The following is a 21478-nucleotide window of genomic DNA, read 5'->3' as shown; positions in this document are numbered from 1 at the left end:
GGGCCAGCTACCGAGCGCTCCGATGGGGGTCATTTTTGGATGCCGATAGGGGGTCAAGATTGCCTGCCGATTGACAGTCAGGCGTGATCTCCGCATTCTTTTTGCCGTCATAACCGTTCAATTCGCCCGGCCTACTACCGGTATAGCCGGGCAAGAAGTTCAGGACCTTCCACTGTAGCGTCCCAAACATCCGTTCCACATAGGCATTGTCAGTGGAATTGTATGCCCGGCCGGTCATGACTGCAGTGCCAAGCCCGAGCTGACTCGCGTAAATATTCGCGTTACGCGTGGCCGTGCCGTTGTCAGACTTTACCAGAGCCAAGCTTACCGGCGGCGCTGGCTCCCGGTTGCAACCATAACGGACCTTTTCGCGGAATTTATCCCGCAATGCCATGCGGAGAAGTTTTTCCTGATGGTCCCCATCAGCCGATTCAGCAAGGAGCCAAGCCAGAGGCATTCTCGTGGCCAAATCTAGCATGAAGAACAACCAGAGCCGTCTAATTTCCCCTTCCTCAAGTGGGTCCTGCGCTTTCGTACGATCGATCCTTTTGACCCTCAAGTTGCCCTTCGCGTCGGTGAAAATTGACAAGAGATATTGATCAGTTGGACAGGTCTCGCCGTATTTCAAAGCGCGAACGTCCGTTGTTCCTGCACCAAACCTGTTCTGCGCGTGACGTTTTCCGTTGCGCCCCACTTCTTTCGTCGCAGGGGATTCCTGGCTCAGCCGTGTGCGGATCGTAGTGATCGACGGAAATTTGAAGCCCCGCAGAATGTCATGTTCCGAAAGCTTGAACTCGTCTGTCGCACCCTCATAAAGCGGCGCAAGCTTCGGCTGCTCTTTTTTGAAGTAGAGGTTCATGACATAATCGACAAAACGCTCTTGCATGGGGCACAGACGTTCCCTTTTATCTTCTGGCGGGCCTTTCCGGTGATGCCTGCGCATCAAGACAACTGGCTCGCGCCAGAACCTGATAAAAGTGTTGCGCATTTCTTGAAGTACGCGGCCTGTGGGTAAGGAGTGCGGGTACTTAGCACTCCCGATGTATGCGCTGTGAAAAAGATGCGGGTTATTGGTTAGCGTTTTTGCCGTGTCACGAAGGCGCTGCCGAACATCTCGCCGGCTAAGATACCGTTGGGTAAGCTTCTTACCCTCAGCTTCCAAGGCTTCCATAGCGTGTACGAGCCCTAGGCGCGCACGCACATCGCGCTGCTCGTCCTCAGTAAGCTGCGAAACCTTCTCAAAACCGCCTGTATAGGCGCGAAGCGCTTTGCGGCGCTCGGCCATCACTGGCGTAATGACCTTGCCGTCTCCAACAGTCAGGGCATCATTGATCCGCTGAAACGGCAAAACCATGCATTCACCGTCCTCAAGACCCTCCACGGCATATCCGTCGGCCTCTTTGCCGACCACACGCCAGCGCCGCCGCTCCAGCACCAATTCGGAGCCTTGTGGGATCCTGTATTTTACGGCAGCAGACATTAAGCGAGCCATATCCGGGAGTATTCGCAGATAACCGCATGCAAATTCGCCTTGTTTACCCCTTGCCCAACATGCCGAAGAACTGCGTTGAACGCACGCACCGAGGTTACTTCGCACTGGGCCAGAAATTCGCGCATCAGCCAATACCCACCCCTGCGAGCACGGTCGAGAACATGTGCGTCGGCTTCTTGATCAACGATCTCAGTCGCCCTGTAGATACGAAGAAGATTGTCCCGGTAGGCACGCGTGTAGCGATCGCCATTTACGACCCTTTTGTCGTCCGCAAAGCAGGCCGGAGTGGCTTCGAAAATCGCCTTAATCTCTTCCTTGGTCTTCTCTCCTGCCAGGCTGTCACTATAGCGGACATACACTGCACGCCTAAAGCCGTCCCTGAAAGTAATGCGCAGATCGAAGCTATGCTCTCTTAGCTTGCCTTTACGGATGCGATAGTTGACTGGCGGAAGCTGCACCTCAAGACCATAGAGATCGGGCGAAAGGATCGCTTCGATCCCAACCGCCATTTCGCGCTGACCGTCAAAGTGGTAAACTTTGCGCTGTCCTTTCGTGGCGGGCGTTGCAAACGTCATGGACACGCGGGAAGCCGAGCTGCTGCGGGTCAGCGGATTGCGATAACCATCGTAGGCCTGGACACCGGGGATCGGATTCACTTTCAGTGCAGGCATTTTTTTTCTGCTCGCCTGTCGATGTGTCCCATTCGAGAGGATACGGCATGGCTTCTCCGTTCTCATTCGCTCATGCGAGTGAGGATTTGAGTTAAGATTTACGGGGTTTGATCGCTGTCGCCTGAACTTTTTCCAGTTCTTCCTAGGCAAGATTACGCGGCCAACAGCCCAATTCTAGCGGTGCAATTTCCGGTGCGCATGATCACGCGGAAACAGACTTTCATTTGTTTTCCAACCACAGGCTTCGGTTAGGCAGGAACCGTTCATCCCTAAGCGATTCGAGTCAAATATTATTTTATTACAACGCATTGGCTTTCATTCACTCCTTCGAAAATCGCAAGCCTGAAGCCCGTGCTCCCATCGTTCATGGCTGTCATCTTCATCGCTCGACCCAGCTTTACCTGCGCCTTATGGAAGTGAATTAGGATCTGATTTTCATGAATGAAAGCTTGTGAGAGCGGGAAGCTGTGGACGGAGTATCTACTTTACTCAATTCCCAGCGCTTGCCAGCGCCGCCTTTGCATTTCGCTCTCGAGATGCCGTAGGTGTCGTACGCCTCCAAACACTATATCTGGGGGGCAGGATTGGATAATCTGTACAGATGCAGCGCCCAAGCAGGCCGCCATGAAACTTCGCCAAGTCTGCGGATAATTTAGATCGAAGTTTTATGGCAGTCGCATACGCCATGCCGTGCTTGTCTTGGAGCATACGCAAAGTGGGCATGTCGTTGCGTTGCCGATATTGGATAATCTCTTCGGCGAGCCCGAAATAGAATTTCAGGCCCCGATGGCTCCCGTGCAGGTCGGTACCTGATTTCAGGCTGAACTGCTTCTTACATTTTCGACAGATCTGGAGTTTTCGCAGACCCAAAAAATGCACATTCGTGTGTAAACAACTCGGACAAACCGGTCCATCTGGCCATCGGACCTGATACAACCGAGCTTCGCAGTCCTCCTCTGTTGGAAAGGCAATGTCGAGACCAACTGAAGGCAGTCCTAGATACAATGAAACCCAGTGTATCCGTTCTCGCGTGTAGTTTTCGAATAGCTCTGAGGTCATGCTCGAGTGATATCACACCCGCATCGAACAAATGAATAAGCTAAACAAGGCCCAAGTGCCTATGCGTCGACTGACGCTCTGCGCAGGAGCAAGCTTAGCCTCAGCGCCACCGCGCCGATCATCAAGGGACGCGAACATTACAACGCTCATGTCGTACTGCGCGAACTCAACAGTTGAAGTAGCCTGCGCCCTCAAGGAAAGTTCGCGCCAACCCTTGGAACAACTATTTCTTCAAAGAGCCCAAATTCTCAAGCAGTGCCGCCCCCGTACGAATTCCGTCGATAAAGCGCACGATTTCTAAGTTTTCGTTTGGGGCATGGTTTGCCTCGTCTGCATTTGCATAAGGTATAACGAAGGCTGGCTTTCCAAGAACTTTGGTAAATACGTAATCGGGAAGGCTTCCGCCAACTGTTGGATACACAAGCGGTTCGACCCCGCGCGCATCGAAAATCGCGTCACGAAGAGGGACCATATATGGGGAATCCATGGGGGTCTTGCTTGGCAACATCCCATTCAACGGAACGAATTCCACATCCGGCGCGTGTTTCTCCACATGGGCGCGGATGCGATCAAAGACATATTCGGGCGTGAGAGGTTCAACCAGCCTGATGTCGCATTTCACAAACGCCTCGCAGGGCAAGACGGTCTTGGACCCTTCGCCCTCGTAGCCGCCGTGAAATCCGTTGATCGTCAATGTGGGGTGAAACATTAAACGGTCCCAATAGGCGCGGCCTTTCGGAGCATCGAGTTCAGCAAGTCCGAGTTCTGCCTTGATCGCATCGACATCCAGCGGCAGCCGCTCTGTCGCGGCACGCTCTAGGTTGGAGGGGGGGATCACTGGCTCGTTCAGACCCTCTATAGTGATCTGGCCATCAGGGTCCTTCATCGTGGACAGCAAGTTCACCAGCTTCCAGATCGCATTGGGCATCACCCCGCCGAAATTGCCAGAATGCGTGTCGCGTTTTGCGGTTTTGCTGCGCAGCTCAAAAGATGCCATGCCCCGCACCCCGCAGACAATCACAGGCGTCCCGCTTTCATGCAGCGGCCCGTCCGAAGTGACCACCAGATCGGCATTCAGCCGGTCCGCATGTTTTTCAACAAAGCTGGCGATTTGCGGGCTGCCGATCTCTTCTTCCCCCTCAAGCAAGAAAATAACGTTGCATGGCAGCGTGCCGGTGACCGCAAGATGGGATTCAATCGCGAGTAACTGAGCAAAATGCTGGCCCTTGTTGTCGCCCACCCCCCGGGCAAAGACCTTGCCGTCGCGGATTGTCGGCTCAAAGGGTGGGCTGAGCCATTCCTCAAGCGGTTCGGGGGGTTGTACATCGTAATGGCCATAAAGCAGCACCGTCGGCTTGGCCGGGTCCACGTCTCGCCGCCCCAGCACAAAGGGATGCCCATCGGTTTCGACAAGCTCCGCCTGCATACCAAGCTCGCTAAGCTGCGCCACAAGCAGGTTCGCAACCTCGCGAATGCCCACATTCTGCGCACTGATACTGGGGTGCGAAACATAGTCCATCATGCGGGTCAGAAAGCTGTCTGCGTTGGCCTTGATATGGTCGAAAATCTGGGTCAGGTTGTCCGTCATTCTGCTGTGTCTTTCCGTGTCAGGATCATCGCGCCGCTGGCATGGACATGGCCGGACCAGCCGGGCGGGATTACGGTGGTGGCATCAAGTTGTGTGACGATCACCGGGCCTTTGAGCGTTGCATCAGCGCCGAGCGTGGCGCGGTCGATGATTGGGGTGTCACAACTGCCGCTTTCAAAATGCACGGTTTGGCCCAGCGCTTTCCCGGCTATGATCGGTTGCAAGGCCGGGCGGTCTGACCCGGGGGTGCGGCCCGCAGCTTCGACCCGCAGGGTGACGAGTTCGATCGGAGTCTCCAGCACAAAGCCGTAAAGCGCACGGTGCGCGTCGCGGAACGCGTCTGTGGTCGCGTCAGGGCTGGCACCCCAAGGCACGGCGATTTCACCGCCCTGCCCCCGGAACCGCAGCAGTGCCACGGCACGTCTTTCACGAAGCTCCTCCGGCACCGCTTCGCCGTCCAACCATGCTTCCGCACGTTGCTCCAACCCCGCGACAATCGCGTCACCGGCGTCCTGATCGACGGGGCCAGCTTCGGGCAAAGCCTGACTGAATTCGGATTTAAGATCGGCCACCAATAGACCGTCCGCACACAGCAGCCCCGGCGCCGGAGGCACCATCACCCGGCGCATGCCGAGCAGTTCAGCCAGCGCACAGCCGTGCAGCGGCCCGGCCCCACCAAACGGCACGAGGGTAAAGTCCCGCGGGTCATGGCCGCGCTCAACAGACACGAGCCGGATCGCGCCGACCATGTGATTATTGGCAATCGCCAGTATCCCACGCGCGGCATCGTGCAGTCCTAGTTTAAGCGGTTCGCTGACGTGCGTCGTGATCGCGGTCTCGGCGGCCTCGGCGTCCAATGTCATCGCCCCGTTCAACAGCTTAAGCGGCAAATGGCCCAGAGCAACGTGTGCGTCTGTGACGGTCGGCCGCGTGCCGCCCTTGCCATAGGCGGCAGGCCCGGGCACGGCGCCAGCACTCGACGGCCCTACTGTCAGCGGCCCGTCAGACAGCGCCGCAATAGAGCCGCCCCCTGCCCCGATGGTGACCATATCGACCATCGGAAGCGGCAAGGGCCATTCTCCAATGCTGCCTTTCTGCGTGAGCCCGATGTCGCCATCCTTGATCAGGCAGATGTCCGCACTGGTGCCGCCGATATCAACTGTAATTAGATCTTTGATCCCGCATTCCGCAGCAATGGCGCGCGCGCCGACCACGCCTGCGGCAGGCCCCGAAAGCGCGGTAAGCGCAGGGCCGCTGCGGATTGCCTCGGTTCCGGCTACCCCGCCATTGGATTGCATAAGAAGTAAGGGTGACTGGACCTTTGCCTCGCTCAGACGGGTCTCCAGTCGTTCGACATATTTGCTGACCCCCGGCATCACCTGCGCATTCAGCACCGTGGCAAGCGAGCGTTCATATTCACGCACCACTGGCAGGATATCGGTCGAACAGGTGATCGCAAGATCTGGCAGTTCGCGGCGCAAAATCTCGGCCACGCGTTGCTCATGGTCGGGGTTTGCGTAAGCGTGCAGCAGGCAGACCCCCACTGCTTCGACGTCCATGTCGCGCAGCGTGGCTACCGCTGCAGCGACGCTCGCTTCATCAAGGTCAGCAAGCACCGCGCCCCCGGCAGCCACCCGTTCGTCGACTTCAACAATCCGGCTGTTGGGCACCGGGCGCGGCGGTTTAACCCAGGAATACAGATTGGCTTTGCGCGGGATGTCCTGTCGGCCAATCGCCAGTACGTGCCGAAACCCGCGGGTCGTGACCAAAGCGGTGCGCGCGCCCTTTGCCTCGAGTATCATATTGGTGGCCACGGTGGTGCCATGCAGCACCTGCGCCAACTCGCCCGGCGTGACCCCGCTGTCGGCCAGCACTGCCTCAACCCCGTTCATAAAGGCCCGCGACGGATCGGCCGCGATCGACGGCGTCTTGGCCCGCCAGACATGGCCTGACACGCGGTCCATAAGAGAGATATCGGTAAAGGTGCCGCCGATATCTACGGCCAGGCTGTAGGAGGTAGCGGGGTGATCATGCGAGGTCATCTAGGTACTCCAGACGGTGAAAGCGACGGGTTTCGGGGCGCGTGGCGCGCAGTCTTGCTGTGGCGTCGGCGTCGACTGCGCGGTTGCAGACTGCAACGCCATAGAGCTCGCGGGCACGTTCAACGCTGACAAAACCGCCCAGCACATCCTCGAGCACAGCTTCGGGGTCGCGGTCATGTGGGTGGCCATGGCCGCCCCCGCCGCCCGTCTCGATCCGCAGGATGTCGCCTTTGACCAAACGGTTCCCGTCCGACAGTGGCTTCATCTCCCATTCATCTGGGGTACCGGGGTTGACGATGGCGCGGCCGTGGCCGCCGCACATACCGCCGTCGATGCCCCAAGGCGGGTTTTTCACACTGTCGATGCGAATTGCAACATTGGCATCCTCCGCCAAGATCTCGTATTCACGCAAAATCCCGCAGCCGCCCCGGTATTTGCCGGCCCCGCCGGAATCCGGAATGACCCCGTAGCCGCGCATCCGCACAGGATAGGCCGCCTCGAGAAATTCGACCGGATAATTCTCCTGAGCGACAAAATAGACCGCATCGATCCCATCCGCATGAGGCCGTGCGCCGTAGCCCACGCCAATGCCGTCGGCCAGCAGATAGGGCTCCAGCTCTCCCAACTTATTTCGGAAATTACCGCGCATGATATTGACCACATAGGCCGAGTTCGACGCGGGCGCCGGGGCGTTGCCCGCGTTCAGCAAACCGCTCATGGTCGAGATGACTCGCATCGCCGTGAGCCCACGCATGCCCAGAGGAGCCGGGAATTTTGGCTTCAGGAAAGACCCTTCGCGTAGCCGCACTTCGTCAATCGCATTCGGGCCGCCAGCGTTACAAACCTGTGCCGGATCACCGCCGAGATAGAACAGACCGAGGGCCATGCCAGGCACACCGGGGTTCATCAGGTAGTTGATCGGCCCGGGTGCCTGATCGTCGCTTTCGCTTGCATCAAAAAGGTAGTGATCCTCGCCATCCGCGCCTTTTGACCGGGTTAGCGCAAAGCGCATGGTGAACGGCCCATTACCGTGACCGTCGCCGTCAATCGCATCGGCGATCTTGTAGGTGCCATAATCAAAGGTTTCTGCAAGCCGTTTGCGCACCAATTGGCGGGTGCGTTCCAGCAATTGCGCCAGCGCGTCAGTGACCACGGGAATGCTAAAACGCTTATAGATATCGCCGACGCGGCGGGTGCCCAATTCGATGCTGGCCATCAACGCCTGCATGTCGCCGATGCTTTGGTCTGGAAAGCGCGAGTTGCGGTGAAAGATCGACAGAGCCGCTTCATTCGTCACCCCCTGATCCACCAGCTTGGTAACCGGCACGATGATGCCTTCTTGGTAAATGTCTGTGGCATCGGGGCTGATCGAGCCAGGCCGCAACCCGCCAATATCGGCAAAATGCGCCCAGCTCATCACAAAGGCGACGCGGGTGCCTGCGTGGAAGACGGGGGCCAGCAAGACCTGATCGTTAGAATGCGACACCGCGCCGTTCGAGCCGTAGCAATCATTGTACCAATAAACATCTCCGGGCTTCATATCCTCGGGCGCGAATTTCTCGAATACCGGGGTGGTCATGTCGCCAAAGATCGGCACCATCGAGCCCACGGCCATAATGCCATCGGCATCAAACAAGGCGGTATAAAAGTCTTTCTTCTCGCGGATGAAGGCGGATATGGCGGTGCGTTCAATCAGCGCCTCCATCTCGGCCTGGGCGGCCGCGATCGCGCCGCGGATAATCTCGAGCGCAACGGGGTTGCAGGGCCGCTCTGCCCCGGTATCGGCCCGGGGGGGACGAGGGGAGTGTTGGTTCATTGTCTGGTTCCTCTGGGTCAAAGTCTCACCACGGTGTTGCCCAATCCGCCGCGTTCGACCTGTTCATGGGCCAGTGCGATGTCGGAAAGGTCGAATTCTGCGCCGACCGGTAAAGCCAGCTGGCCCGCTTGCGCTAATGCTGCCAAAGCCGTCTGTCCCCGGGCGCGGTCCTGTGGCGGGATCTTGAAACCTTGAACAAAATGCAGATGCGCGCCGAGGTTGGCGAAATCATAGTAGCGCAGCGGCGGCATAGGATCGGATGAACAGGAATATGACGCGATGGTCCCATGTGGCGCGAGACAAGCTGCGTCACAGGCCATGTTTGCGGCCAGATCGACTTCGACAATCCGATCCACTCCTGCGCCGCCCGTCCAGTCGCGCACCCGTGCCGCGACGTCTTCAGACTTGCGATTGATTAGAGGAATGTCGACATAGGTGCGCACATGTGCTGCAGCTTCAGGACTGCTGACCGTCCCAATCACCTCAGCCCCGCAGGCCAGTGCGATCTGCACCGCACAAAGACCCACCGCACCGGCTGCCCCCTGTACCAAAATGCGCTGGCTTTCCCGTGCAGGCCCGTCTTGCAAGGCCCACCAAGCGGTCATCGCGGGCACGCCCAAACACGCCCCCGCAGCAAAATCCAATGCGCCGGGAAGATTTACGGCCTGCTCTGTCGGCAAAGCGACATATTCCGCCGCGGTGCCAAAGGCCCGCCCTTGGGTGCCATACCCTCCCTGCGCATTCCATAGCCAGACAGCTGCACCCTTTCGGGCGGGGTCCACCCCGTCGCCCACCGCTTCAATCACGCCGGCGCCGTCGCAATGCGGGATCACTAGCGGATGTGACATGCCCGCGCCGTTCCAACCCGCCCGACGCTTTACGTCCGCCGGGTTGATCCCCGAGGCATGGATGCGCACCAGAACCTCACCGGGGGCGGGTACAGGCCGGGGCTGTGATCCGATCGAAAGAACCTCGGCCGCGGGGCCTGTGCGACTGTAGCTGGCCGCGCGCATCATGTTGGATCAAACAGGTGGCAGGCCAGACGGCGGTCGCCAACCTGTTGAACCTGCGGCACCTCTGAGGCGCAGCGATCGAAAGCCTTCGGGCAACGATCGCGGAACACACAGCCCGACGGAGGATTGCGCGGGTCAGGCGCACCACGCCCAATTGGCAGCGGCTCATGGCTCTGACCCGGATCAGGCACCGGCACTGCAGCGACCAGCGCTTGTGTATAAGGATGCAAAGGATCGCGCACGATGGCCTCGGTTGGACCGTCTTCCATGATGCGCCCCAGATACATCACAATGGTCCGTTCGCAGACATAACGTACCAACGCCAGATCGTGGCTGATGTAGATCGCCGTTAGCCCGAGCCGGTCGCGCACATCTCGAAACACGTTCAGCACGCCAGCCCGAACCGAGACATCAAGCATCGAGACCGGCTCGTCAGCGACCACAAAATCCGGCTGCAAGATCAATGCGCGGGCCATGACGACACGTTGGAGTTGCCCGCCCGATAGCTGATGCGGATAACGATCAAGGTATTGCTGCGGTTCCGGCAGACGGACCAGTTCCAGCGCTGCGATGATGCGGTCTTCCCATTCGTCACGGGCGATGCGCGCGTTGGTCAGCGGCTCGACCATTGATTGACGAATTGTATAGCGCGGGTTGAAACTGTCGAAAGGGTTTTGAAAGATTAGCTGAGCCCGCGTGCGGAACTTGCGTAGATCATCCCCTTCCAACGCGCCGATATCAGCACCGTCAAACAGAAGTTCCCCTGCTGTCGCCTCTTCAAGCTTGACCAAGAGGCGACCCATGGAGGTCTTGCCGCAGCCGGACTCGCCGAGTAATCCCACGCTTTCGCCGCGTTTTAAGGTGAAGCTCACCCCGTCCACGGCTTTGACGGTACCGCCACCGCCTACCATAGCAGAGAGCGCGCCGCCGACCCGATAGTGCAGTCGGGCATCCCGGACAGTGATGAGCGTCTCCACATCGGTCTTGCGGGTATCGTCATACATCATGCGTCCTCCTGCCATGTCTCGTACTTCACCGCCTCGGCGCGCAAAGCCGGGGCCTCAGCGGCGCGGTGGCACGCCACCGCATGCCCGTCTTGGCCCGCCATCAAAGCAGGGTCCTCGGACCGGCACATCTCAAGCGCGAAAGGGCAGCGGCTGGCAAAGCGACATCCGTCTGGTGGATTCATCAACGATGGCGGCGCGCCCTCGATTGGGGTCAGCAAGCCCTGCTCCGCGCCCTTGAGATCGGGAAAGGCGTTCTTCAGCCCCATTGTGTAGGGATGCACCGGCGTGCGCAGCAGATCAGCCGTGCGCCCGCTTTCCACCACTTTGCCCGCGTACATGACCACCGTGTGATCGCAGGTATAAGCCACCACAGAAATATCATGCGTCACCATCACGACCGAAATGCCCAGCATCTGTTGCAGGCTGCGCAATTGATCGAGGATTTGGCGCTGCACGATCACGTCAAGCGCAGTGACCGGCTCGTCCGCGATTATCAATTTTGGGTCAAGCGCCAAGGCCAGCGCAATCGCCACACGCTGGCGCATACCGCCCGAGAACTGATGCGGAAAGTCTTTAAGCCGACCTGGCTCAATTCCGACCATCTCAAACAATTCCTCGGAACGAGCCCGCGCGGCACGCCGGGATAGGCCACCCCGCCCGCGCAGTACCTCATTTAGCTGGTATTCGACCGTATAAACTGGGTCGAGCGAGTTCATCGCACTTTGAGGAATAAAGGCAATGTCCCGCCAGCGCAGACGATTCATTTGGCGCTCGGATAGAGAGACCAGATCGGTGCCGTCAAACACCATTTGCCCACCTGAAATCGTAGCATTGTCCGAAATGATCCGGGTGATCGCGCTGGCCATTGTGGTCTTGCCGCAACCGCTTTCGCCAACCAAACCGACAATGGCACCGCGTGGCACATCAAAGGTCGCCCGGTCAACGGCGCGCACCGTTGAGGCGCCGACTTGGTAGTCTACCTGAAGGTCCGCGACGGAAAGAAGTGTGTCTAGTGTGCTCATCGGTTCAACTTTGGGAAAAGGATGTTTTCATAGCCGCGAGAGATGAAGAAGCCCGCGCTTACGACGAGGATGATGGCCACACCCGGCGGTACGAACCAGTAATAGGCCTGCCGTGAAAGCGCTTGGCTGGCAAAGGCGTCTTGCAGCATATAGCCCCAGCTGATCGACTGTGGATCGCCAAAACCAAGAAAGCTGATCGACGCTTCGGTCAGGATCGCCCAGCCGATCGCAATGGAGCCATAAAGAAAGCTCATCGGCAGCACGTTGGGCGCGACATGACGCAGGATGATACGAAAATCGGACGAGCCAGAAATCCGCGCCGCTTCAACATAGCCGCGGTTGCGCAGCGTCAGCACCTGCGACCGGATCACGCGCGCAGTGTCGCGCCACAGCACCAGCGCCATCGCGATGACAACGTTCCAGATGGATGGCTCGAGAAAGGCGGCTAGCACGATAACGAAGGGTAGAAAGGGAATCCCAAAGGCAATGTCGGCCAGCCGCATGAGTACAGTTTCCACCCACCCCCCAAAATAGCCTGCCGTAACCCCGACAATGGTCCCAATCAACGCCACCATAACAGCGGCAGTCGAGCCGACCAGCAGTGCAGAACGCGTGCCATAAATGATCTGCGAATAGATATCTCGGCCCAGACTCGTGGTACCTAGGATATGCCCCTCTTCGCCCGGCCGCAGGTCGGCCGCGAGATCGTAGCTTTCGGAATAGATAATTTCCGTCGGGTCATAGGGGGCGATCTGATAGGCAAAAATCGCGGTTAGCAGGAAGATGGCGTAAATCACCAGACCGGCAATCGCAAAAGGGTCATTCAGAGGCAGCCGAATTCCCGAAAAAAAACGGCGAAACCGGCCGGGTCTGGCGGGGGCGGTGGCGACATAATCAGGCATGGGAAATCCGCGGATCAAGGAAAGCATAGAGCAGATCGGCAACAAGGTTCATCAAGATGACCACTACTGCGATCATCAAGAATGCGCCCTGCGCCAGAGGATAGTCCGAAGCCGAAACTGCAAGCACCAGCTCGCGGCCGAGCCCCGGCCAAGAAAAGACGGATTCGACGACCACATTGCCCTGCAACTGGTAGCCGACAGAAATCGCAAAGGAAGTCATGACCGGCAGCAGCGCATTGCGGGCCGCGTGCTTCACCACAACCGTCCACTTGGACAGACCTTTGACCCTTGCCATCGTGACGAAGTCTTCTTTCATAACGTCGAGCATGTTGGAGCGCATCAACAGCAGTGGCAGCCCTTGGGAGTAAATCGCCAGGGTTGCAGCTGGCAGCGCCAGATGCGCAAGGAAATCTGTCGATGTGTAGAACCCCCAAAACCCGTTATATTCGACACCGGGCGATCGGGTGCCGCCCGCCGGAAACCAGCCCAACCAAAAGGAAAAGACCGCAAGCAGCACCATGCCAAGCCAAAACTCCGGCATGGCCCGTGTCGTCAGAACAGCTGTGAGCGAGATTTTCTCAACAGATGATCCGCGCCGCCAAGCCAACCATGCCCCTGCCAGAATGCCAAAGACATAGGCGACGATGAGCGAGGTGAATGTCAGGATCAAAGTATTGGGCAGCAGCGCCCAAATGCGCTCGCTGACCGGGGTGCGGTAGCGAAAGGAATAGCCCATTTCGCCCTGCAACAGATTTCCAAGATAGGTAAAATACTGCGACCACAATGGCTTATCGAGGCCAAACTGGGCCATCAACGCCTCTTGTTGTTCGGCCGTAAAAGTGGGGTCGATATAGGCGGCCATCGGGTTGCCTGGCATCAGGCGGAACAACAGAAACAGAATGGTTACAACGGCCCAGAGCACCAGCAGCAATTGGAGAAGCCGCGAAATGATCGCCTTGGCCTGTGTCATGATCTGCCCTCACGCGGAGTTGAATTTATGTTTGCGGAGCCGTGACGCGGTCCGATCGAAAGTGAATTGAAGACCCCCAAAAGGGGTAGGACGGGGACACGCTGCCCCCGCCCCGAGGTCAATCAGTCAGCAAGCGTTTCCTGCTGGTCGCCCGGATAGTGAAGGCGGCCACCTTCGAGCTTGTAACCGGCTTCTTCCAGGATCGCGGCGGCCTTGTCGCGTCCGGCTTCAAAGCCCTCGACAAGGGATGTGTCGCTCCAGAAACCAAGGGCGGGAGACACGACCGAATTCGACGGAACGGCGAAGCCCTTGAAGGCCGCGTTGACGATCAGACGGCGATCAACTGCGGTCGACAGTGCCTTGCGGAACGCCGGGTCATCAAACGGCGGACGGCGGTTGTTGAACGCGATATAGCGAAAGCCGATATCCACGGTCGAGACCACGGAAAGGTCACCATCCGCAGCGGCGGCCTCCTCCAGAACCTTCGGATCGCCACTGAACTCGGCGAGGAAGTTGATCTCGCCCGAACGCAGCATGCCGAGAGCGGCTTCCGTGTTAGGCACGATCCGCAATATCCAGCGGTCCGCCTTTGGCGCGTTGAAATGCCCTTCATTGGCGCTCAGAACAATTTCCTCGTTGGCCAGCCAGCGCTCGAACTTATAGGGGCCCGACCCGATCGGCATCTCTTCCTGATGGCTTTCGGCGTTCTCGTCCTTGGTCTTGAGATCTTCGATGATCGGTTCCCAGACGTGCTTGGGGATCAGGTTGATCTTGGCTAGGCTGGACGTCAGGAAGGAGGCCGAAGCGTCATTGAGGTTGAATACCAGGGTTTGGTCGCCCTTGATGTCGATGGAGGCAATGTTGCTCGCGAAGGGCTTGTACATCGGGGCTTCGCCGGACATCGGCACCTCGAAGGAATATTTCACGTCCTCCACGGTGACAGGCTTGCCGTCATGCCACTCCATGCCTTCGCGCAGCGTCACTTCCAGCGTCTTGCCATCTTTCCACTCGTAGCTCTCGGCAGCCCAGGGCTGGGGCAAACCGTCTGGTCCGACACGCATGAGCCGGTCATAGACAAGCTCGAAAATCCAGCTGTCGACCCCGCCGGAGATATAAAGCGGGTTGATCGCGATCACATTGTCACCGGAGTTCAGGATGAAGTCCTTGTTGTCCCCAATCGGCTGAGCGTTGATGAACGTCCAAGTGTTGCGGATGCCGATGCCGCTTTGTTCGACAACGGTGCTTTCGTCGAACTTGGTCTTGTCGAAGGCAAAGGCGTTCTTGGGATGGACCAGCATCATGTTCGGCTGATCGTCGGCGAGGATTTTCTGCGCCTCGAACAGGATATCCTTGCGGCTGTCCTGATCAGTGGTGATGCGCTGCTCTTCGGCAACCTTGTCGAAGGCCGCATTCTGGTAGCCGATGAAGTTATATCCCTTTTCGGCCGTGGTGGAGTGGAAGAGATTGTAGACGATCTCATCCGGGTCAGAACGCTCGGGACGGCCAACCATCTGCCAAGCCGTCGCATCCCATTTGTCACGCTGATACCAGACGATGTCAGATAACTGCTCCCACGGCATGACCTTGACCTCGACGTCGAGACCCAGCTTCTCCCATTCCTGCGCGATCAGTTGGATCGACTGGAACTCGGCGGGCTGCGAGGCCTGCGGCCGCGAGAAGAGTTCGATCGTCCGGATCTCGTCTCCTGCGAGGGCAGGTCCCGCCATGATGGCCACGCCAAAAGCCGCGGCGACATTCTTACGTAGATACTTCATCTTCACTCCCCTGAGGTTATTTTTAGGCAATCCGCATCTGTTCGAATGTTGTTCCCGACGCCATTTTCGACGGGAGCGGATAGGCCTTCTTGGAATGCGACAGCCCCATCGAAACCCAGCTTTCAGCCTGTTTCAACGCTGCCTTGGCTGCGTTCACCGCGGGAACACCCACGATGGCGGCAATCTCATCGGCCATGTCGAGAAACGACATAGTCATGCAGCCGAACATCAGTGCATCGGCCCGGTCATGTGTAACGCAGTGCCGGGCCACCTCTATCATTTTGTCTCGGGTCTGATCGGGCGCATTCATCAGCTCCAACACCGGAATATCTGTAGCGCGAACGGAGGCGAGCTTGTCCAGCACGCCCGCACGGTGGGCGAGGTGTTCCTGCCCCGCGACCATGCTGTCATAGATGGTCAGAACCGAGAACTTATGCCCCAAACCAGCGCTGAGCAGCATCGAAGCCTCGCAAGGGCCGATGACGGGAATCTTCGCGATTTCACGGGCGGCTTCCAGCCCGGGATCTCCGAAACAGCCGATAATGCAGGCGTCGTAGCCATCCGCTTCGCATTGCGCGACAAGCTCAACCGTCGCCGGCACGCAAAGCGCTTCTTCGTAAGCCGATTCAATCGATGCCGGTCCATTCGGTGCGTCGACGACGGTAACCGTCGTCCCTTCGAAGGCCCAGCGGTTCAAAAGGTTCTCTCGGCGGGTCATCTCAGTCTTGCCCATGCTGGTCTTCGACATCGGCCCGGGTACAACATATGCAATCTTCATAATGACCTCTTGTTTTACTCAATAAAACGGTGTTTCTATATTCAACCTTATCTGAGATTCGGAATAAATCAACCGTCCTGTAAATTTGCAGTCACAACCGCCCGGAGACCTCCATTGAGCGAAAAGAAAAACTACACCATCGAAGCCGTGGGCCGAGCGCTGTCCGTCATGGAAGCCTTGGCGGAGCGCCCCGATCAAGGGGTTACCGAACTTTCCAAGACACTTGGCCTGACGAAATCCATCGTCTTTCGACTGCTCTATACATTGGAGGACCGCGGCTTCGTCTTTCGTGATCCTGACCGTGCGAGCTATTCGCTGGGCTATCGAGTCGCCGTGTTGGGCGAGCGGGTCGGACGCGAAGGATCGCTGATGCATGCCGCCCCGACGGAGATGGACAAGCTACGCGACCTGACCGGAGAAAACGTAAACCTAGTGATGCGGGATGGCCTCCGCAGCCAAGTCCTCGCGACGCGTCAGGGCACGTTCCCCATTCGTATATTTGCTGAAGCGGGACGCTATGGCCCCCTGCACGCAGGGGGCGCGTCCTTGCTTATGCTGGCTTACGCAAGCGAAGAGGTGATAGACCGCGTGCTCTCGGGGGTGTTGGAAAAGTTCTCCCATCATACCGAAACCGACCCCGAAAGCCTGCGCGCCATCATCGAGCGGATCAGGGAGGCTGGCTACCATGTTGCGGTCAACGATCTCGATGACGGGGCATTTAGCATTGCGGCGCCGATTCGGGATGCAAAGGGCAATGTGATCGCGGGGATTTCCGTGGCAGGGGCCATGGCGCGGCTGAATGAAGCGACGCGTGCTCAGTACCTTACCGCAGTGAAGTCCTCGGCCGATGCGATCAGCGCCAAACTCTCCCTCACCCCAAATCAAGAATAGCTTGCCCGAAAAAGGACTCTTTGTTAGCGTTTTATTTAATGAACCTATGTTTCATTCATTAAAACGCAAGGAAAAGCATGATGAACGATATCGAGAAGCAGATTTTAGACAGTGTCGGGATCGACGACCCGTGGGCGTTGGTCGAAACCTTCGCCGGGCTGAAGCGTGAACACCCGCGTGACGTGAACCAAGGGATGGATGAAGTCGCTACCCGACTGCAAGCACATGGCGTGCCGGTCAAAATGCACAATGCGAACCTGTACCTCAGCCTTCCCGGCACTGCCCGGGTCGAGGCTGACGGCAAGAGCTTCCGCGCCAAACCGCCCGCTTACAGCACAGATGTGCGAGATGGCCTCTCCGGCCCTCTGGTCTATATGCCCACCCCCGCCACCGATGAAGATGGCGAAGATCAGGACTTTTTCGAATTTAACTTCGAACGCAGCCCCGAACTGACCAAAGCGGTGAGTGGCAAGATCGTGATATCCGAAGGTTTCGCCAGCCCCGCGATCGTCTCGCTCATGGCGGATTCCGGTGCCATTGGCGTGATTGCAATCAACCCGGGCGTCGATATCCACTGGGGCATTTGCACCACGATCTGGGGAGTGCCAGAACTCGACGACCTCGACCGCATCCCCTCGATCCCCGCGCTGGCAGTCAACAACTCCGATGGGCAGGCGCTGATCGAAATCGCGAAGGCGGGCAAGGATGTCACCCTGTTCACCGAGATGGAGGAAGGCTGGTTCGACTCCAAACTCCCCGAAGTCTTCATCAAAGGTAGCGAAGAGCCCGACAAATACATCCTCCTGCACGGCCATCTCGACAGCTGGGACGTGGGCGTAGGTGACAATGCCACCGGCGATGCAGCGCTTCTGGAAATGGCCCGCGTTCTGTGGCTCCACCGGGACAAGCTGAAAAGGTCGGTTCGTATCTGCTGGTGGCCGGGCCATTCCACTGGACGCTATGCCGGGTCGACGTGGTTTGCCGATGAATTTGCACTGGATTTGGACAAGAATTGCGTTGCTCAGGTGAATTGCGACAGCCCGGGCTGCCGTTGGGCGACTGAATTCACGGATGTATCACTGATGAGCGAAACAGCCGATTTCCTAGCCGACGTCGTGCAGGAAGTCGCCGGGAAAACCCTGTATGGCGAACGGCCTCATCGCGCCGGCGATTATTCGTTCAACGGTATCGGGATCAGCAGCTACTTCATGCTCTCCTCCGCCATGACCAGCGCCGACCGCGAGGAAAAAGGGTATTATCCTGTGGGCGGCTGCGGCATGAACATCGCATGGCACACAGAGAACGACACGCTCGAGATCGCCGACAAGGATATCCTGTTGCGCGACATCAAAGTCTATCTCTTGGCCGTTCTGCGCAATGCCAACGCCGAGATTCTGCCTTTCGACTGGACGGCGACAGCGCGAGAGTTTCAGGCCACGATCGACGACTATCAAGCACAGGCAGGAAAGCACTTCGACCTTTCCGCCGCACGCGACGCCGCTGATAGCCTTCTGGCAACGCTGGAGACTTTCTATTCTGATGTCCAAAAAGGCAGTATTACCGCTAAAACGGCGAACACAGTCATTAAGGACCTCGCCCGCATTCTTGTGCCTTTGAATTTCAACCGCGGGCCGCGCTTTGGCCATGACCCCGCACTAACCATTCCGCCGTTACCCGCACTCGAAGTCGCAACTAAGATTTCCAAGTGTGACGACCGCACGCGGGGATATGCCGCCACGCAGCTAAAACGGGGGCAAAATGCCGTGATAGCTGGTCTGCGAAATGCAGAACGGCATATCGCGCTGCTCTCTGCTTGATCGGTCTATAGATTGCGTTAGTCGAGCCGCATCATGCGGCTCGACTCCTTCGCCAGCATTGAGGCTATGTATTTCGAGGATAACAAGCCACAGTAGGTGCAGCCTTTGCATCATTCATAGGGAGCGGCTCCTACTCTTGCCCGGATCACTGAGCTTTCGATCTCCAAATCTAAAACAACGCATCACCGACAACCCAATCAGATGCTCTCTCAATATCCCGGTAATCTGTTCCCGGCCGAAACGGCTTCTCTTCGTCGTCTGTCTCTTCGCTTGGAGAAGAAGCTAGCTTATGACAGCGCGCTTTTCAGCGGAGCGGTCAATACCTGTCCCTTCCAGTTAACTCGCATTATTTCAAACATGGAAATTAAAGACCCGCGCACTTAGTGTATGAAATTCCCTCACCGAAGACGCTACACTTTGCAGATTTAGCCACAGGATACCGACGCTGCCCACTTCAATGTTCAACAAACCTGAGACTCAACCTCGGGAAGGGATTGTATCGTTCGTGTCGCGCGCAGCGGGCTCCGCGCTATCCAGCGCGGATGCTAACGTGGCAGGTGGGTCAATTTTGCACGCTCATAACCCACCCAAGTGGGTCAATTTCGCATGCCGATTCACATCCCAAGGCATCGGGAAGATGGTTTTCAATCGACAACCTGCGAACCCGATCCCGATCGTGCGCGGGTGTGGCTGCATAGCGGCGAGCGTGCGATCATAGTAACCCCCGCCATTGCCAAGCCGGAAACATGCCTCGTCGACGCCCACCAGAGGCGCGATGACGGTATCCGGAACTAATTCGGTGCCGCTTGTGGGAGCGAGGATATTCCAAACACCCCGCGCCATCTCGCATCCTGGCGTCCACTCATGAAACTCGAGCGGTTGGTTTTTTCTGACGACGACGGGGAGCAGGATTTGTGCGCCCCACTCATGCGCAGAGGCCATCCAGCGGCGAAGATCCGGCTCACCCCGAACAGGCCAATAAGCCGCGATCCGCATTCCCAGCCCCGGCGCGACCATCCGGTCGAGGCCGCCGATCAGTATGTCCGTGCCGATCTTCCGGTCTTCCACCGACATTTCTCGCCCCGCCAGCAGACGCACGCGCTCCGCTTTGCGAAACCTCGCGACATCCCGCGCGATCTGGGGGTCGACGCTTTCGCCGCCTGCAATCAAATGCTCAAAGCAGGGGGGCTCCCCCCCGTGATCGTCGCTGTCATCCATAGCTGCCGCCTCCGGCGATAGCTTGCATCCGAACAGGACTGATTCCAATGGGCCTCAAGACGGTCTTGGCATGCTGTGTAGCGCAATGCACACCACGTCTTCCTCGTGTGGAACGGCGTCTGCAAGATGGGAGTTGTCCAACTAAAGGAGGTTTCGATATGGCCAAGTTTTCAGTGGGTGATCACGTGAGTTGGAACTCTGAAGCGGGCCGCGTGAGCGGACATATCGTGAAAGTTCACGAAGAGGATTTCAACTACAAAGGGCATCGGCGACGTGCGTTCAGGGATGATCCGCAATACGAGATTGAAAGCGACAAGACCGAACATGTCGCGGCGCACAAGGAGGACGCGCTGTCCAAGATCTCGTCGTGACCACCAGGTTTGCAACCATCGGTCACTCAAACAGGTCGCCTGAGACGGTGATCGACATGCTGCGCGGAGCGCGGGTGCGGCTGCTCGTGGATGTAAGGTCGTTTCCCAAGTCGCGCAGCAATCCCGACTTCAATGACGACAGGTTTCCAGACATCCTCGCTCAGCACCAGATCGGTTACTAGCACATGCTGGCACTTGGCGGTCGAAGGCCTCGACAGCCGGATGTCAGCAATTAGCTCAATGCGTTCTGGCGGGTTAGCAGTTTCCAAAATTATGCCGATTACGCACTCGACCCTGAGTTCGGTCAGGCGTTTCAAGAATTGGTTAAGCTCAGCCGCGACGGTTGCGTTGCCATGATGTGCTCCGAGGCTGTATGGTGGCGCTGTCATCGGAGGATCATCACGGATTGGTTGCTGCTGAGCGGCCACAAAGTGCAACACTTGATGGCACCCGGGCGGATTGATCAGGCGTATCCAACAGAGAGAGCGCGTCGTCGTGAGGACGGTTCCGTCGTCTATCCAAAGCTTTGTGATGGCGAATGAACGCGAACCTCTTCCCATGGACATGTATGGCGGTCCGTTCATGCTTAGATGCGGCAACCAGCAGTGTCGCGATATCGGTCCAGTTTGAAGGCTGACAGTAAGCTGCGCGCCACGCCAATTGCGGCCCTCAGCGGTCCTTCGTTAGGAACTGATTGTTGCGGCGCAGCTTGCTAAAAGCGGACATGCCCAACCTCTTGCAGCATCGTTGCATTTCGGGACAGCTGACGTGCGGAATAAGGCGTTAGGCGGGGCGCAATGCCAGCATTGTTTCGGCATGGTTCATAGCGTCAGCGTCCCGATGCTCGACCCACCGCAGACGAAAAGCGTCTGGCCGGTGACGAAACCACTGGCCGGATCGCAAAAGAAGAGGAAAGCGTTGGTCACATCCTCCACCTGCCCCAACCGCCCCACGGGGATGCGTTTGGCCAGTGCCGCTTCGCGTTCGCTTTCTTTCGGGATGATGCCCCAGAAGTTATCCGTCTGCACCGGTCCGGGGGCCACGAC

Annotated in this window: 18 protein-coding genes and 1 pseudogene; 4 read left to right on the top strand and 15 right to left on the bottom strand. The window is 58.0% G+C overall.

What is annotated here, in order from left to right; all coding sequences use genetic code 11:
* Window positions 1-7: 7 nt before the first annotated feature.
* The 13 genes from ACGYLI_RS17885 to ACGYLI_RS17825 form a co-directional block, all read right to left on the bottom strand.
* On the bottom strand, window positions 8-1480 hold the full coding sequence (locus ACGYLI_RS17885; RefSeq protein ID WP_394420145.1) for a hypothetical protein: 1473 nt from the start codon (window positions 1478-1480) through the stop codon (window positions 8-10).
* Window positions 1480-2163: a hypothetical protein gene (locus tag ACGYLI_RS17880; protein ID WP_394420144.1), complete on the bottom strand. Its 684-nt coding sequence runs from the start codon at window positions 2161-2163 to the stop codon at window positions 1480-1482. The genes ACGYLI_RS17885 and ACGYLI_RS17880 overlap by 1 nt, the downstream gene beginning before the upstream one ends.
* 489 nt (window positions 2164-2652) lie before the next feature.
* Window positions 2653-3222, bottom strand: a complete 570-nt coding sequence (locus ACGYLI_RS17875; RefSeq protein WP_394420143.1) for a transposase — start codon at window positions 3220-3222, stop codon at window positions 2653-2655.
* Between the two features lie 223 nt (window positions 3223-3445).
* Entirely contained in the window at window positions 3446-4810 is a 1365-nt protein-coding gene (locus ACGYLI_RS17870) for a M20/M25/M40 family metallo-hydrolase (RefSeq protein WP_394420142.1), read from the bottom strand.
* Window positions 4807-6852 (bottom strand): hydantoinase/oxoprolinase family protein, encoded by a 2046-nt coding sequence (locus ACGYLI_RS17865; protein ID WP_394420141.1) that lies wholly within the window; start codon window positions 6850-6852, stop codon window positions 4807-4809. The genes ACGYLI_RS17870 and ACGYLI_RS17865 overlap by 4 nt, the downstream gene beginning before the upstream one ends.
* Window positions 6839-8668, bottom strand: coding sequence for a hydantoinase B/oxoprolinase family protein (locus ACGYLI_RS17860; RefSeq protein WP_394420140.1), 1830 nt, complete (start codon window positions 8666-8668; stop codon window positions 6839-6841). Before ACGYLI_RS17860 ends, ACGYLI_RS17865 begins: the two co-directional genes overlap by 14 nt.
* 17 nt (window positions 8669-8685) lie before the next feature.
* Window positions 8686-9681, bottom strand: a complete 996-nt coding sequence (locus ACGYLI_RS17855) for an NADPH:quinone reductase (RefSeq protein WP_394420146.1) — start codon at window positions 9679-9681, stop codon at window positions 8686-8688.
* A complete protein-coding gene (locus tag ACGYLI_RS17850; protein ID WP_394420139.1) occupies window positions 9681-10688 on the bottom strand; it encodes an ABC transporter ATP-binding protein in 1008 nt (335 codons plus the stop codon). Before ACGYLI_RS17850 ends, ACGYLI_RS17855 begins: the two co-directional genes overlap by 1 nt.
* Window positions 10685-11710: an ABC transporter ATP-binding protein gene (locus ACGYLI_RS17845; RefSeq protein ID WP_394420138.1), complete on the bottom strand. Its 1026-nt coding sequence runs from the start codon at window positions 11708-11710 to the stop codon at window positions 10685-10687. The genes ACGYLI_RS17850 and ACGYLI_RS17845 overlap by 4 nt, the downstream gene beginning before the upstream one ends.
* Complete coding sequence (locus ACGYLI_RS17840) at window positions 11707-12612, bottom strand: ABC transporter permease (protein WP_394420137.1); 906 nt, start codon at window positions 12610-12612, stop codon at window positions 11707-11709. The genes ACGYLI_RS17845 and ACGYLI_RS17840 overlap by 4 nt, the downstream gene beginning before the upstream one ends.
* Window positions 12605-13582 (bottom strand): ABC transporter permease, encoded by a 978-nt coding sequence (locus ACGYLI_RS17835; protein WP_394420136.1) that lies wholly within the window; start codon window positions 13580-13582, stop codon window positions 12605-12607. Before ACGYLI_RS17835 ends, ACGYLI_RS17840 begins: the two co-directional genes overlap by 8 nt.
* A 122-nt stretch (window positions 13583-13704) precedes the next feature.
* Entirely contained in the window at window positions 13705-15357 is a 1653-nt protein-coding gene (locus tag ACGYLI_RS17830; RefSeq protein ID WP_394420135.1) for an ABC transporter substrate-binding protein, read from the bottom strand.
* Between the two features lie 22 nt (window positions 15358-15379).
* On the bottom strand, window positions 15380-16105 hold the full coding sequence (locus ACGYLI_RS17825; RefSeq protein WP_394420134.1) for an aspartate/glutamate racemase family protein: 726 nt from the start codon (window positions 16103-16105) through the stop codon (window positions 15380-15382).
* A 144-nt stretch (window positions 16106-16249) separates the two neighbouring features.
* Here ACGYLI_RS17825 and ACGYLI_RS17820 point away from each other — a divergent pair, with 144 nt between their 5' ends.
* Window positions 16250-17026 carry an IclR family transcriptional regulator gene (locus tag ACGYLI_RS17820; protein WP_394420133.1) on the top strand — a complete coding sequence of 259 codons (777 nt, stop codon included), beginning with the start codon at window positions 16250-16252 and terminating at the stop codon, window positions 17024-17026.
* Between the two features lie 80 nt (window positions 17027-17106).
* On the top strand, window positions 17107-18843 hold the full coding sequence (locus tag ACGYLI_RS17815; RefSeq protein ID WP_394420132.1) for a M28 family peptidase: 1737 nt from the start codon (window positions 17107-17109) through the stop codon (window positions 18841-18843).
* 576 nt (window positions 18844-19419) lie between these two features.
* On the opposite strand, the gene ACGYLI_RS17810 is transcribed toward ACGYLI_RS17815, so the two are convergent.
* Complete coding sequence (locus ACGYLI_RS17810; protein ID WP_394420131.1) at window positions 19420-20061, bottom strand: 5-formyltetrahydrofolate cyclo-ligase; 642 nt, start codon at window positions 20059-20061, stop codon at window positions 19420-19422.
* Between the two features lie 158 nt (window positions 20062-20219).
* On the opposite strand from ACGYLI_RS17810, the gene ACGYLI_RS17805 reads away from it, so the two are divergent.
* Window positions 20220-20432, top strand: a complete 213-nt coding sequence (locus tag ACGYLI_RS17805) for a DUF2945 domain-containing protein (protein ID WP_394420130.1) — start codon at window positions 20220-20222, stop codon at window positions 20430-20432.
* 56 nt (window positions 20433-20488) lie between these two features.
* A pseudogene (locus tag ACGYLI_RS17800) lies at window positions 20489-20974 on the top strand (DUF488 family protein).
* A gap of 279 nt (window positions 20975-21253) precedes the next feature.
* On the opposite strand, the gene ACGYLI_RS17795 reads toward ACGYLI_RS17800, so the two are convergent.
* Window positions 21254-21478: SDR family oxidoreductase (locus tag ACGYLI_RS17795; protein WP_394420129.1), on the bottom strand; the 225-nt coding region annotated here is incomplete at its 5' end.

Source organism: Sulfitobacter sp. 1A13421, from assembly GCF_043557285.1.
In the GTDB taxonomy this organism is placed as follows: domain Bacteria; phylum Pseudomonadota; class Alphaproteobacteria; order Rhodobacterales; family Rhodobacteraceae; genus Sulfitobacter; species Sulfitobacter faviae.
The sequence above is the reverse complement of the archived record's forward strand: the minus strand, read 5'-3'. Positions and strand labels throughout refer to the sequence as shown.